We start from the raw sequence: 13,107 nt of genomic DNA, 5'->3' as shown, positions 1-13,107 counted from the left end.
GTTTTCAGACAGCATAAAACGCCGGCAGGCGGCAGAGACCGTGGTTTTACGGGCAGCGGCAGAATGCAGAAATGGCGCAGAAGGCCGTCTGAAATTTCGCGGGTCAGGCAAGTATTTTTCAGACGGCCTCAAGCAATCACTTAAACCGTCCTGCCCTACTCTGACAACCTCTCAACCACCTCTTCCATCTTCATAAACCGCGACCCCTTTACCAACACGTTCGCGCCTTCGGGCAAATCGTGGGCGAGCACCTGAACCAGCGGGTCTTTGGCGGCGAACCACAGCCCTGCTTCGCCGAACGCTTCGGCGGCTTCCACGCTGTCGTCGCCGACGAAATAGGCCGATTCGATGCCCTTATCGCGGGCGTAGGCGCCGACTTCGGCGTGCATGGCGGCGGCTTCGGTTTCGCCGAGTTCGCCCATATCGCCCATCACGAACACGCGCGGGGCGGGGAGTTGGGCGAGCACGTCGAGCGCGGCTTTCATGCTGTCGGGGTTGGCGTTGTAGGTGTCGTCGAGCAGGGTTGCGCCTTTGATGCCGCGTTTGACGTTCAGACGGCCTTTGATGTTGGCGAATTCGGACAGGCCGTCTGAAATTTCCTGCAAACTCAGACCCGCGGCCAGGGCGAGCGCGGCGGCGGCGCAGGCGTTGGCGGCGTTGTGGCGGCCGGGCACGGGCAGGTTGACTGCCGCCCGTTGGCCGCCGGCAACCAAATCGAAGGCGCACGAGAGCGGTTGCAGCACGATATTTTCGGCGTGCACGCCGCCGCTGTCCGCGCCGAAGGTCTGCACGGTCAACCCCGTTTGCGGCAAAGCGTTGCAGGCCGTCTGAAAAACGGCCAGATTGGCGTCTTCGGCAGGCAGGATGGCCGTACCGCCCTGTTTAAGCCCCTGATAAATTTCGCTTTTGGCTTTGGCGATGTCGGCCGTGCCGTCGAAGCCGCAGCCGACGTGCGCGCGTTGGGCGTTGTTGACCAGCGCGGCGTCGGGGCGGGCGATGCGGGTGAGCGCGGCCAGTTCGCCGAAGTGGTTCATGCCCATTTCAATCACGGCGTAGCGGTGGTTTCCGTTTAATTTCAACAGGGTAAGCGGCAGGCCGATGTGGTTGTTGAAATTGCCCGCGGTGGCCAGCACGGCATCTTCGCCGAACTTGCGGCGCAAAATGCCGGCCAGCATTTCTTTCACGGTGGTTTTGCCGCTGGAACCGGTGATGCCGAACACGAACGGATCGGTTTCGCCGCGCCACGCTGCGGCCAGCGTTTGCAGGGCTTCGAGCGTGTCGGCCACTTTCAGCGCACGCGGCAGCGCGGCGCAGTCTGCGCGCGACACCACCGCCGCGAGCGCGCCTTGTTCGAGCACGTCGGCCACGAAGTCATGCGCGTCGAACCGCTCGCCCGAAAGCGCGAAAAATACATCGCCCGCGCGGATGTCGCGGCTGTCGGTTACGATGCGTTTGATTTCGACAGTGCCGTTTTCAGACGGCACAGGCAGGTTCAGGGCTTGGCAAAGGAAGGATAGGGTCAGGGTTTTCATGGGTTCTTTCGGTATGGGGTTTTCAGACAGGCATTAATCTGCCGGTATAATTGTTTAATTAACCATTGCTAAATATGCTTGATACAAGCCGTTTTCTTGCGTATCATTCTATCCGACATGACCGTCCACCTCTGCTTAATGCATGTGGCGGTCTTTATTTTTGCCTGTTCCATAACGGCCATTCACAGTAATCTTCAATCAGGCCGAACGGTTCCAAGCTGACGTTTTTACCGATATGAGAGGGAAATTCTGTCAACAATGCATTGAAACGCTCCGCCCATTTCGAATTTGGACACAGTACATTCAACATTTGCTGCATGATGCAAAAATAGAAAAACGGCCGGGAATTTTCCAACTGTACCCAAAATTTGTCTTCCTTAACCGGCCCAGATTTTTGTACGATTCGGATGTTCCACAAACGATCGTAGTGCGCGGCAATATTTCGGATTTCGTTCAAACTCCGCAGCCATTGTGCAAACACATCTCCCCGAACTGCACCGTATTTCTGCGCAATCACATTTTGGTCTTTATGCTTCATTCCTTCATATAAGCGCGACATCGCACCGAAATCCCACAATCCGCTTACCGCCCAAACCGGGAGCTTTCCATATGTTTGCAGATTGTGCACGACACAGGCCGTTTTCCGCCGTTCGGCTTTCCGTACCAATTCATTTAAACGTGCCAACCATTGCTGATGTTTGGTTTGCCCGTCTGTCTGAATAATTTTAGTGAATTTACCGTCGAAACAAGCAGGGTTTTCATGAGCCATCGGATCTTGTTTGCCTAAAATATGCACAATATCCACCCGCACGGCCATTTCAATCCGCTCCAATGCATCCAACGCAAGCAAACGGAGCTTTTTATCAAACAAATATAAAGATAAAACCGTTTCAAAATCGCTATTAGGCCTAAACTGTTCCAGCAGATTTTCCCATCCCACTGCCGGAAAACATGAAAATACCCGCTCAGGCGGTAATAGCCGATGCAGCTCAGATAGTTTTCGGCGCGTTGCACATCGTCAATCCGCATCCCCCTGTGTTGCAGCAGCCCAACCTGATCGGCAAAGTCCCGCCACGGTTTAATCTGTTCATACATTTTTAACGTTTTCCATTTTTATTGGCTACTGAAAGCAGACAAAGTCAGTAGCACTCATTTTTCAGACAGGTATGGGCTGTTGCCGCGTAGCAACTGTATTTTTAACCCCGTCGGGTAAAAATACAGTTGCTACAGACTACTACTGCTGTTTTCCAAATTCAGACAGGCATTTTCAGACGGCCTTCCGCTTAATCGTCCTGACGGATCAGCGGGAACGGGTTTACCGCGCCGTCGGGCAGGTACACGCCGTAGTGCAGATGGGCGGGGGTGTTTTTGGCGTTGCCGGTTTTTCCGACTTCGCCGATGACCTGCCCTGCTTTCACGCGCTCATACAGTTTTACCCGCCGCGAGCTCAAGTGCGCATAGTAGTGCCATGCACCCGGCCCTTGGATACCGATGACTTTGCCGCCAAGGCGGTTTTTGCCCGCTTTGGTGACGATGCCGTCAGTGGTGCTGCGCACGTTGGTGCCTTTTTTGGCGAAGATGTCTACGCCTTCGTGGCGGCGCCCGCCGCTGCGCGCGGCCTGCCAAGTGTCGGCGAATTTTTTGCCGCGCACGGGGTTGATGAGGCTCTGCATTTCGGGCGGGGCTTCCGCGCGCAGGCGGTTGATTTCGGCGGTCGGGCGCGGACCGGTGGCGGTACAGCCCCACAGGGCGGCAAGCGCGGCGAGGGCAAGGATACGGGTTGTTTGTTTTGCGTTTTGGGGTTTCAAAATGTTTCCTTTGGGTTGGGTTTCCGTGGGAACGTTTTGCCGCCCGTTTGTGTGGTTTTCAGGGTTCGGTACGTTTTGGGCGTCCGGACTTTTTTGTGGGTTTTCAGACAGACATTCGTGTAGGGCGGGCGTGAACCTGCCATTTTTTCAGACGGCCTTACATAACCGTGCGGATATGCTTCATCAGCGTTTTCGGGGTAACGAACGTGATGCCGTACATGCTGCCCAAGGCTGCGGCCTGCGATTCTTCCAAATCGGCGGCCAAAATCACGAAACGGTTGTCGGGCAGATTCAGGCGTTTTTTCAGGCGGACGCATTTTTCGATGTCGCGCCTGAACTCGCCCGATTTGCATTCGACCACAATCGGCTGTCCGCCCGCAGGCATGAAGACGACGTCCAGTTCGTGCAAATCTTCGTTGGCAAACCGTACTTTCACGCCGCGGGCGCATGAAAAGGCGTAGTTTTTACCGCGCTGTTTGGCTTCCGCCAGCATTTTCCCCAATGCAAACCATTCGAGCCAGCCGCCGCTGAAGAAGTGTTTGATGGCTGTGGCGTTTTGCAGGCTCAGGCGCACGATTTTTTCCTGTTTTTGGTAGATATATTTGGAAAACAGGGTATGGCTGTAAAACTGGCGGCACATATTGTTCAGAAGCTGTGCATCCTGCTGCGACATTTTGTCCAAATTCAGGTTCAGGCCGGTATGGTTGTTTCGGTATGCCCAGCCGATACGGCCCAAAATATCTTTGGTAATGTGGAACTTGCCGCCGAGTTCGGCTGCCGCTTCGTCGAAATAACCGCTCATGTCGACGGCGGAAAAGTCAAACTCGGGCGAAATATTCTGTTTGGCAAACCATTGTTTCAACGGTTCGTGCTGCTCCGCAGTCGCCAATACGTCGGTGGCCGACAGGTTTACGCCGACCAGCGGATTGTTCTGAATCCTGTCCGGCAGACTCCGTTTGTGCCGTATCGGACACAGCGGGCGTTTCCTCTTTCAAGGACTGCAATTCGCGGTAAACGGCAAAATACCGCTCCAGCAGTTTCTGTACGAAAAACAGTGTGCCATAAACCTTTACCGCCGTTCCGCATTTTGCGCAGGCTATATCGGCCATGCCCTGATGGTGGGGGTGTTCGGCCAAATGGCCGCATTTGCATCGATAGATACCCATAACGTTTTCCTTTTTATCAAGAGATTAGTGTTTCAACCTGTTTCAGACAGGCATTCGGTTTTACCGTAGGGTAGGTGTGAGCCTACCGTTTTATGCTTGCTTAACTGGGCTTTAGCCCAACGATACCGGGAAAGGTTTGTTTACATAAACTCACTGGGCTGAAGCCCAGCCTACGGCGTATATGTATTTATCCAGCCAGCTTCACATACATATGTTCATGCTTATTGTCGTCTGAAACAGGGCGCATTTCGTACGCAAAAATCTTACGGTGGTTTTTAACCAAGTCACCCAGCTTCTTATAGCCGTAGGTTCTCGGATCAAAATCCGTTTGCAATAATTTCCATTGTGAACCCAACACGCTGGCTGTAATCCATTCGCTGTCGGACTGTTCGAAAATTTTGCGGATGATGTCTGTCGGCAAAGCAGGTTTTCCGTCTTTTGTCTGTGCCGCTGCCAGATCGGATTTTTCTACTTTTTCCGATGAGGTTTTACCCGCAGTTTTTTCTTTCTTAGTTTCCGTTTCATCCAGCAGGTTTTCTACATAGATAAATTGACTGCACGCATTACGGAAAGCCACCGGTGTTTGTGTTTTACCGAAACCGTAAACAGTTGCGCCCTGCTCTTTGAGCCTGATGGCAAGTGCCGTGAAATCACTGTCGCTGGATACGATACAGAATCCGTCAAAACGGTTGGTATAAAGCAAATCCATTGCATCAATAATCATAAAGCCGTCGGTTGCGTTCTTTCCCGATGTAAATGCAAACTGCTGCATAGGCTTGATAGCATATTGATTGATTGTTTCTTTCCATTGCCCGTTTGCCGAAACGAAGTTGCCGTAAATCCTTCTGACTGTGGCTTCGCCATATTTGGTAATTTCTTCCAAAATTGCTTTGATGCTTTTAGCAGAAGCGTTATCTGCATCAATCAGCACAGCTAATCTGGTTGTTTTTTCTTCGACAACGTTAAAGCTGGTTTTGATTTTTGACATTTGAGTTTCCTTAGTAATGTGTTGAAATAAAAAGCTGGGCAGCTTGTTTTTTCAGACGGCCTCGTCAAGCAAAATGCCTGTCTGAAAATTTTAAATATGATATTTATATTGCATTAAATCCCCAACAAAATCCGTTCAGGCCGTCTGAAACCGTTGGGTTTTCAACCCAACCTACGACTGTTTTCCAAAATTCAGATAGGCATTTCAGACGGCCTCTGCGTATCAGCCAATGCCTGTCTGAAAACAGTTTGCCGTTCCATAATTTTTTCAGACAGGCATTACGCTAAACGCTTGGCCAATGCGGCTTCGGCGATTTCGAAGTCGGAAAAGTGCTGTTTTTCGCCCTGAATGTCCTGATAGGTTTCGTGGCCTTTGCCGGCAATCAGGATGATGTCGGCGTCGGCGGCGCGGGAGACGGCGTAGGCGATGGCGGCGCGGCGGTCGGGGTTGACGTGTTCGGGACGGGGTACGGCGGGGAGGATGTCGTTGATGATTTCCTGCGGGTCTTCCATGCGCGGGTTGTCGCTGGTCACGACGGTTTTGTCGGCGCCCTGCGCGGCGGCGGCACCCATCAGGGGGCGTTTGCCTTTGTCGCGGTTGCCGCCGCAGCCGAATACGCACCAGAGTTTTGCGCCTTGGGGTTTGATTTCCTGCAACGTGGCGAGGGCTTTTTCGAGGGCGTCGGGGGTGTGGGCGTAGTCGATGACGACGAGGGGTTTGCCGCTGTTCATGATGCAGTCCATGCGGCCGGTGGCGGGGCGGATTTGTGCCAATGCGGCCAATACTTTTTCGAGCGGATAGCCGTTGGCGCAGAGCAGGCCGACGCAGGCGGCGAGGTTTTGGGCGTTGAAGCGGCCGAGCAGGCGGGTGGTGCATCGGCCGCTGCCCCACGGAGTGTCGAGGGAAACGGTCATGCCGTCTGAAGATGCGGCGAAGCGGGTGATGCGGATGTCGGCGCGTTCGGTGAAGCCGTAGCCGTACACGGCGGTTTCGGGGCGGTCTTGTTTCAGACGGCCTGTGAGTTCGGCGCCGTATGCGTCGTCGGCGTTGATGACTGCGTGTTTGAGGCCGCGCCAGTAGAAGAGGCGGGCTTTGGTTTCGCCGTATTCTTCCATGCTGCCGTGGTAGTCGAGGTGGTCGCGGGTGAGGTTGGTGAAAATGCCTGTCTGAAACGGTACGCCGTTGACGCGGAATTGGGCGAGGCCGTGGCTGGACACTTCCATGGCGACGGCGGTTGCGCCCTGCTGTTTGAAGCCGTGCAGCAGAGTTTGCAGCGACACGGGGTCGGGCGTGGTGTGGGTGGCTTCCTGCAATGCGCCCCAGAAGCCGTTGCCGACGGTGCCGACCACGGCGCAGCTTTTCAGACGGCCTTCAAGTATGTCGACGGCCTGCGCAAGCCATTGGGTGACGGAGGTTTTGCCGTTGGTGCCGGTTACGCCCCAGATGCGGAGGCCGTCTGAATGCCTGTCTGAAATGTTGCCGTACACCTGCGCGGCAAGGATGCCGGCACGGGTTTTGAGATCGCGGATGCCTTGGTTGGGCACATTCCATTCGGGGTTCCAGACGAAACTGCCGTCGTCATCCCAAAATACGAACGCCGCGCCGTTTTCGATGGCGGCGGGAATAAAACTGCGCCCGTCGGTATATTCGCCCTGACAGGCAATGAAAATGTCGCCGGGCTGGATTTTCCGACTGTCCGAATGCAAGAAATGTCCTGCGTGATGGGGGCAGAGAAGTTTGGGGAGGGCGGTTTCGGCTAACGGGGTGAGTTCGCTGTACATAATCGTATCTCTATGAAAAAAGAGTCTGCCTTCATTACGCCGCTTGGCGGAATGCAGACAGACCCTGCGGCGGATTCGGAATATGAAGGATGTCGCCGAATCCGCTCGGCTTGAATCAGGATTTTACTTTAACGGTCGGAACGGCTGCGGTCAGGGGTTTGGTCGGGGAAACGCCCAAGATGTTGAGGCTGCCGCCCATGACTTGTTTGAACACGGGGCCTGCGACCACGCCGCCGTAGTAGCCGTTGGTTGTCGGCTCATCCACATTCACAGCAACAATTACGCGCGGTTTTTTGGCGGGCGCAAAGCCGACAAAGGTGGCGCTGTGTTTGTTGTCAACGTAGCGGCCGTTAACCAGCTTGCGGGCGGTACCGGTTTTCGCGCCGACATCGAAGCCGTCAACCGCGCCTGCCGTACCCGTGCCGCCCGGCTCGGTAACGGAAACCATCATCTCGCGAATCTGGCGCGCGGTTTCGGCTTTAATCACTCGGTGCCCTTTGGGCGCAACCGCCTGTTTTTCAAAGCTGACGGGCAACAGCTCGCCGTCGTGGGTCAGCATGGTGTACGAACGCGCCAACTGCAACAGGCTCAACTGCAAACCGTAGCCGAACGACATGGTTGCCTGCTCAATCGGCTGCCATTTTTTCCAGTTGCGCAGCAAACCGGCGGATTCGCCCGGGAAGCCGGAATGCATCCGCACGCCCACACCCATTTCGTGATAGAAATCATACATTTCTTTCGGATTGAACATTGCCGAAAGTTTACTGGTACCGACGTTTGACGATTTCTGCATGATGCCGCGCAAATCCAAAACCGGATAAACATGGGTATCGCGCACGGTCGCACCATTGATTTGATACGGCAAGGTATTGAATTTATCACTGACAGATACTTTACCCGAATCCAAAGCCTTCGCAATGGTAAACGGTTTCATCGCCGAACCCGGCTCGATCATGTCGGTAACGGCGCGGTTGCGGCGCTGCTCGCTGTCGGCCGTTCCCGGTGTATTGGGGTCGTAGGCAGGGCTGTTGGCCAAGGCCAGAATTTCGCCGGTTTGCGCATCCAATACGACAACCATACCTGCTTTGGCTTTGTGATGCTCAACCGCTTTGTTCAGCTCTTCATAAGCCAGCGTCTGAATGCGCTGGTCGAGCGACAGCACCATATCGGCACCGTTTTTCGGATCGCTGTTGCGCGGCGAATCCAAGCTGTCAACGATATTGCCTTTGTTGTCGCGCAAAACGACTTTAGCGCCGTTGGTGCCGCGCAGACTGTCTTCACGCGAAAGCTCCAAGCCCTCTTGGCCTTTGCCGTCGATATTGGTAAAACCGATAACGTGCGCAAACAGGTTGCCCATCGGGTAATGGCGTTTCAATTCTTTTTGGAAACCGATGCCTTTGATGCCCAAAGCGGCAATTTTATCGGCCGTTTCTTTGCTGAGCTGACGCTTCAGATAGATGAAATCTTTATCTTTTTTGGCAAACTTATCCTGAAGGCTTTCGACGGACATGCCCAAAATCGCCGCCAATTTTTCCATCTGCGCGTTGGTCGGCATTTCGTCGATTTCAGACGGCATGGCGTACAGCGATTCGGTCGGCGCACTCAAAGCCAAAGTCGCGCCGTTGCGGTCGGTAATCGTACCGCGCGACGCAGGCAGGCTCAGGGTGCGGACGAAACGCTGGTCACCCTGGTTTTTCAGGAACGCGTGCTGCGAGGTCTGCAAATAAACGCCGCGCACCAAAAGTCCGCCGAACGCGACGGCAACTGCGCCCAACACCAGATAAATACGGCCGTCGCTGGTGATGGCTTTTTTCTCTTTGACCGGTTTTGCAAGCATCTGGGGCTTGTATTCATTCTTGATCAGCATGATGACTTCTCGTTATCGTATTTTTGCGGGTTGAGTCGTTATCGTAATCCGCGTTTATTATTCCATTATTATATGTTTTTGGGTTTAAATTATCTTCTTCTCATGCCCAAACGGATAATTAAGCAGAACAACGGTATTTCCAGTTTGAAGATCGCCCTGAAAACCTGACGGGCGGTTTTGCCGCCTCATCTGTTCCACCCGAATTTTCCGCAAACGGCAGCACATGGAAAATCCGAAACCGTTTTACTTCCTGCGCTCGACCATAATGGTGTTATGCGCGCTTGGCGGTTGCAGGTTTTGTTTTTCCGCCGCCGATTTAATCAATTTATGGTTGGACAACCGCGCCTGTTCCAACTTCAAACGGGCATAGTCCTGCTCCAGCTTGATTTCCTGCTTTTGTGCCTTATCCAAGGCGATAAAGTGCTGGCGCGACTGGTTTTGCACGGAAACCACCGCAAAACCCGAAGCAAAAGCTGCCAGCAGCAAAATAATGTTCAGCTTGTTCATTTGATTTTTTCAGACGGCCTCTGCAAAACCGCCCTCCCCTACCGTTGTCATTCCTCTGTAAAACTGCCTGATGTACGCTCCGCCACACGCAAAACCGCACTTCGCGCTCTCGGGTTTTCCGCCGTTTCCGTTTCAGACGGCCTCACAGCCTTACCGATCAATTTCAGCGGCGGCTGCGGCAAATCCGCTTCTTTCACAGCAGCCCAACGCGGCAGGGGCTTGTGTTGCGAATGTTTTTTCATAAACTGCTTGACGATGCGGTCTTCCAAAGAATGAAAGGCAATCACCGCCAAACGCCCGCCCGTTTTCAGACGGCCTGCAACCTGCGGCAAAACCGCTTCTACCTCTTCGAGTTCGCGGTTAATAAAGATGCGAACTGCCTGGAAGGTGCGCGTCGCCGGGTCTTGTCCGCGCTCGCGAGTACGGACGTTTTGCGCCACGAGCTGCGCCAGCTTGCTGGTTGTATCGATGGGAGATTCTTCGCGTTGCGCAACAATGGCACGCGCAATCCGGCGACTAAACCGCTCTTCACCATAATTTTTAATAACCTCGTGCAATTCCTGTTCACCTGCAACGGCAATCCATTCCGCAGCCGATATTCCGCGCGTCGTATCCATGCGCATATCCAGCGGTGCGTCAAAACGGAAACTGAATCCGCGGGCGGCTTCGTCAATCTGCGGCGACGAAATGCCCAAATCAAACAGCGCACCGTCTATTTCACCGATTCCCAGCCCGTCCAAGGCCGTCTGAAAAGTGGCGAAACCGTCGTGTACCACGCTGACCCGCTTATCCTGCGCCGCCAATTCCTGCGCCACGGCAACTGCCTGCGGATCTTTGTCAAACACCACCAAACGGCCTTCGCTGCCCAGCTTCGACAAAATCAGTCGGGAGTGCCCTCCCCTGCCGAATGTTCCGTCAACGTAAATACCGTCTTCCCGGATATTCAGCGCATCGACCGCTTCGTTCAGCAGCACGGTAACGTGTCGGTAAGTTTCCGCCCCGCTCACAGCTGCAAATCCGTTTGACTGAGTTGGAACGCCAATTCATCGGGATCGTCATCAAGCGCCTGATTCATCTCAGCTTCCCAGTTTTCGCGGCCCCACAGTTCCAAGCGGTTGGCGCGGCCGACCAGCGTCACTTCTTTCTCAAAATCCACGCGCTTGCGCAGGTTGGCCGGCAGCAAAATACGCCCCGCGCTATCCCATTCCAGCGTATCCGCGTTGTGCAGCAGCAAATTTTGATAACGCTGCAACACGGGATTACCTGCTGTTTTCAAGCTCAAAAGCTGTTTGGAGACCTGCTCCCATTCCGCCTCCGGATACATCAGCATTTTCTGACGAGAATCCAGCGTCACCACAATCGACGGCGTGTAATGGCGCAGCAAAAGATCGCGGAACTTAGCCGGAATGGCCAACCGCCCTTTGCTGTCTATGCTCAATTCATGAGAACCGCCGAACACTTTTTTCGTCCTGTCGATGAAAGTTGCTGAAATGGAAATTTTTCGGAAATTTTTGGGCAATGCGGACACTTTCTCCCACATTGCCCCACTAGCCCACACTATAAGAAATTTTAAAGGCTCGGTCAAATCAACCAAAAGGAAAGAACACCGCCATTTGCATAAAAAACTCCTTAAAACACAACGAGATGCAATCCTAGAGCAATCACACCAAACTACACCCCCCACCCTTAAGGAGTAAAAAAACACAATATCTTGTATTTTCACCACCGGCAAACTACAAGATATTGCGCATACCGACGTCAAAAAACGACTGCGGTTTTCACGTTATAATGAACAGACAAAATTCAAAATTTTACATTATCTAACAGTCATGAACTCCAAAATCCCCCCTATTTCCGCCGATGCACAACAGTCATCCGAGAAACTGTCCGTACTGATTTCACAAGAAATTACAGCCGCTAACAAACCCATGCCGTTTTCCCGTTTTATGGAGCTTGCACTCTACGCACCGCAATACGGTTATTACACCGGCGGCAGCCATAAAATCGGTGCAGACGGCGATTTCGTAACCGCCCCCGTTTTAACCCCGCTTTTCGGCAAAACGCTGGCCGTCCAACTCAACGCCCTGCTTCCGCAAACCGCCGGCAACCTCTACGAATTCGGCGCCGGCACGGGCGATCTGGCCGCCACACTGGTTCAAAACCTTTCAGACGGCCTCAACCGCTACTACATCATCGAACTTTCCCCCGAGCTTGCCGAACGCCAACGCGCCCTGATCGCGCAAAAACTGCCGTCTGAATTATTCAAAAAAGTCATCCATCTCAACACCTTGCCCGAATCATTCGACGGCATCATCATCGGCAACGAAGTTTTGGACGCCATGCCCGTCGAACTCGTCTGCCGCGAAAACGGCGGATTCCGACAAATCTGCGTCGGCCTTAAAAACGGCGGGTTTATCCAAACCAAACAACCACTTACCCACCCCGGCTTATCAACCGCCGCCGAAAACTATTTCCCCGCCGTCGAACCCTACACCAGCGAATTACACCCGCAACAGCACGCCTTTACCGCCACCCTCGCCGCCAAACTTACCCGCGGCGGCATCATCTTCATCGACTACGGTTTCGACGCCGCCCAGTATTACCACCCGAAGCGCAGTGGCGGCACGCTCATCGGCCACCACCGCCACCGCACCGTACACGACCCGTTTTTCCGCATCGGCCTGACCGACCTCACCGCCCACGTCAACTTCACCGACATCGCCCAAGCCGGCACCGACGGCGGTTTGGACTTAATCGGCTACGCCACCCAAAGCAGTTTCCTGCTCAACCTCGGCATCACCGACCTGCTCGCACAAGCCGGCGACAGCGCCTCTCCCGCCTACCTGCGCGCAGCAGCAGCCGTCCAACAACTCATTAATCCGCACGAAATGGGCGAATTATTTAAAGCCATCGCGTTCGGCAGAAACATCGACGTAGATTGGCAGGGCTTTATCACGGGCGACATTTGCCACAAGCTGTAAACCGCGAGGCTGTCTGAAACTGTTTTTTTCAGACGGCCTCTGTTTTCCAACATCAAATCCGTAAAATTTTTACCTTTTAAATCAAAACACAAAACCAAACCTACCATTTTCCCCTTGCCAAACAAACGAAAAAACCTATAATAGCGCTTTCCTAAACGGCGAATTAGCTCAGTCGGTTAGAGCAGAGGAATCATAATCCTTGTGTCCGGGGTTCGAATCCCTGATTCGCCACCAAATCTTGGGGGGTATAGCTCAGTTGGTAGAGCGCTTGCATGGCATGCAAGAGGTCAGCGGTTCGATCCCGCTTACCTCCACCAGATAAAAAAAATCCCTTGCTTTAACGGCAAGGGATTTTTTTGTCTTCAATTCAGCCGAATCAGGGTTAATCAGATTAAAAATATTTCTTTGATGCCTTCTGTTTTTATCTCAAAAAGCAAAGCTGCATAACAAATAAAACCTTTCCACCAAGCGCATTGC

Annotated in this window: 10 protein-coding genes, 2 tRNA genes and 1 pseudogene; 3 read left to right on the top strand and 10 right to left on the bottom strand. The window is 53.5% G+C overall.

Features of this window, described 5'->3' with window-relative positions:
• Positions 1 to 155: 155 nt before the first annotated feature.
• From BG910_RS07385 to mraZ, 10 genes and pseudogenes are all read right to left on the bottom strand, one after another.
• Complete coding sequence (locus tag BG910_RS07385; protein ID WP_089036283.1) at positions 156 to 1,532, bottom strand: UDP-N-acetylmuramoyl-tripeptide--D-alanyl-D-alanine ligase; 1,377 nt, start codon at positions 1,530 to 1,532, stop codon at positions 156 to 158.
• Between the two features lie 154 nt (positions 1,533 to 1,686).
• Positions 1,687 to 2,472, bottom strand: coding sequence for an Abi family protein (locus BG910_RS07380; protein ID WP_198344767.1), 786 nt, complete (start codon positions 2,470 to 2,472; stop codon positions 1,687 to 1,689).
• A 343-nt stretch (positions 2,473 to 2,815) separates the two neighbouring features.
• A complete protein-coding gene (locus BG910_RS07375) occupies positions 2,816 to 3,307 on the bottom strand; it encodes a M23 family metallopeptidase (protein ID WP_408633795.1) in 492 nt (163 codons plus the stop codon).
• Between the two features lie 190 nt (positions 3,308 to 3,497).
• Positions 3,498 to 4,506 (bottom strand): annotated as a pseudogene (locus BG910_RS07370) (hypothetical protein).
• 187 nt (positions 4,507 to 4,693) lie between these two features.
• The gene (locus BG910_RS07365; protein WP_089036282.1) at positions 4,694 to 5,494 is read right to left on the bottom strand and encodes an NYN domain-containing protein; all 801 of its coding nucleotides are present in this window, start codon (positions 5,492 to 5,494) and stop codon (positions 4,694 to 4,696) included.
• Between the two features lie 278 nt (positions 5,495 to 5,772).
• The gene (locus BG910_RS07360) at positions 5,773 to 7,275 is read right to left on the bottom strand and encodes a UDP-N-acetylmuramoyl-L-alanyl-D-glutamate--2,6-diaminopimelate ligase (RefSeq protein ID WP_089036281.1); all 1,503 of its coding nucleotides are present in this window, start codon (positions 7,273 to 7,275) and stop codon (positions 5,773 to 5,775) included.
• Positions 7,276 to 7,390: 115 nt separating this feature from the next.
• Positions 7,391 to 9,142: a peptidoglycan D,D-transpeptidase FtsI family protein gene (locus BG910_RS07355; RefSeq protein ID WP_089036280.1), complete on the bottom strand. Its 1,752-nt coding sequence runs from the start codon at positions 9,140 to 9,142 to the stop codon at positions 7,391 to 7,393.
• 243 nt (positions 9,143 to 9,385) lie between these two features.
• Entirely contained in the window at positions 9,386 to 9,649 is a 264-nt protein-coding gene (gene ftsL, locus BG910_RS07350; protein ID WP_089036279.1) for a cell division protein FtsL, read from the bottom strand.
• Between the two features lie 47 nt (positions 9,650 to 9,696).
• Positions 9,697 to 10,656, bottom strand: a complete 960-nt coding sequence (gene rsmH, locus BG910_RS07345) for a 16S rRNA (cytosine(1402)-N(4))-methyltransferase RsmH (protein WP_089036278.1) — start codon at positions 10,654 to 10,656, stop codon at positions 9,697 to 9,699.
• Positions 10,653 to 11,108 (bottom strand): division/cell wall cluster transcriptional repressor MraZ, encoded by a 456-nt coding sequence (gene mraZ, locus BG910_RS07340; RefSeq protein ID WP_089037185.1) that lies wholly within the window; start codon positions 11,106 to 11,108, stop codon positions 10,653 to 10,655. Before mraZ ends, rsmH begins: the two co-directional genes overlap by 4 nt.
• 370 nt (positions 11,109 to 11,478) lie before the next feature.
• Between mraZ and BG910_RS07335 the strand changes: the two genes are divergently transcribed.
• The 3 genes from BG910_RS07335 (at position 11,479) to BG910_RS07325 (ending at position 12,947) form a co-directional block, all read left to right on the top strand.
• Positions 11,479 to 12,630, top strand: coding sequence for a class I SAM-dependent methyltransferase (locus BG910_RS07335; RefSeq protein WP_089036277.1), 1,152 nt, complete (start codon positions 11,479 to 11,481; stop codon positions 12,628 to 12,630).
• Between the two features lie 157 nt (positions 12,631 to 12,787).
• Positions 12,788 to 12,864: transfer RNA gene (locus BG910_RS07330), tRNA-Met, on the top strand.
• A 7-nt stretch (positions 12,865 to 12,871) separates the two neighbouring features.
• Positions 12,872 to 12,947: transfer RNA gene (locus BG910_RS07325), tRNA-Ala, on the top strand.
• Positions 12,948 to 13,107: the final 160 nt, after the last annotated feature.

Origin of the sequence: Neisseria chenwenguii, assembly GCF_002216145.1 — a bacterium.
Taxonomy (GTDB): domain Bacteria; phylum Pseudomonadota; class Gammaproteobacteria; order Burkholderiales; family Neisseriaceae; genus Neisseria; species Neisseria chenwenguii.
The sequence above is the reverse complement of the archived record's forward strand: the minus strand, read 5'-3'. Positions and strand labels throughout refer to the sequence as shown.

What these genes read in the sequence shown, in the direction of transcription:
- BG910_RS07385 (WP_089036283.1), bottom strand. Translation starts at nt 1,532, where the DNA reads ATGAAAACCCTGACCCTATCCTTCCTTTGCCAAGCCCTGAACCTGCCT.
- BG910_RS07365 (WP_089036282.1), bottom strand. Translation starts at nt 5,494, where the DNA reads ATGTCAAAAATCAAAACCAGCTTTAACGTTGTCGAAGAAAAAACAACC.
- BG910_RS07360 (WP_089036281.1), bottom strand. Translation starts at nt 7,275, where the DNA reads ATGTACAGCGAACTCACCCCGTTAGCCGAAACCGCCCTCCCCAAACTT.
- BG910_RS07355 (WP_089036280.1), bottom strand. Translation starts at nt 9,142, where the DNA reads ATGCTGATCAAGAATGAATACAAGCCCCAGATGCTTGCAAAACCGGTC.
- ftsL (WP_089036279.1), bottom strand. Translation starts at nt 9,649, where the DNA reads ATGAACAAGCTGAACATTATTTTGCTGCTGGCAGCTTTTGCTTCGGGT.
- BG910_RS07335 (WP_089036277.1), top strand. Translation starts at nt 11,479, where the DNA reads ATGAACTCCAAAATCCCCCCTATTTCCGCCGATGCACAACAGTCATCC.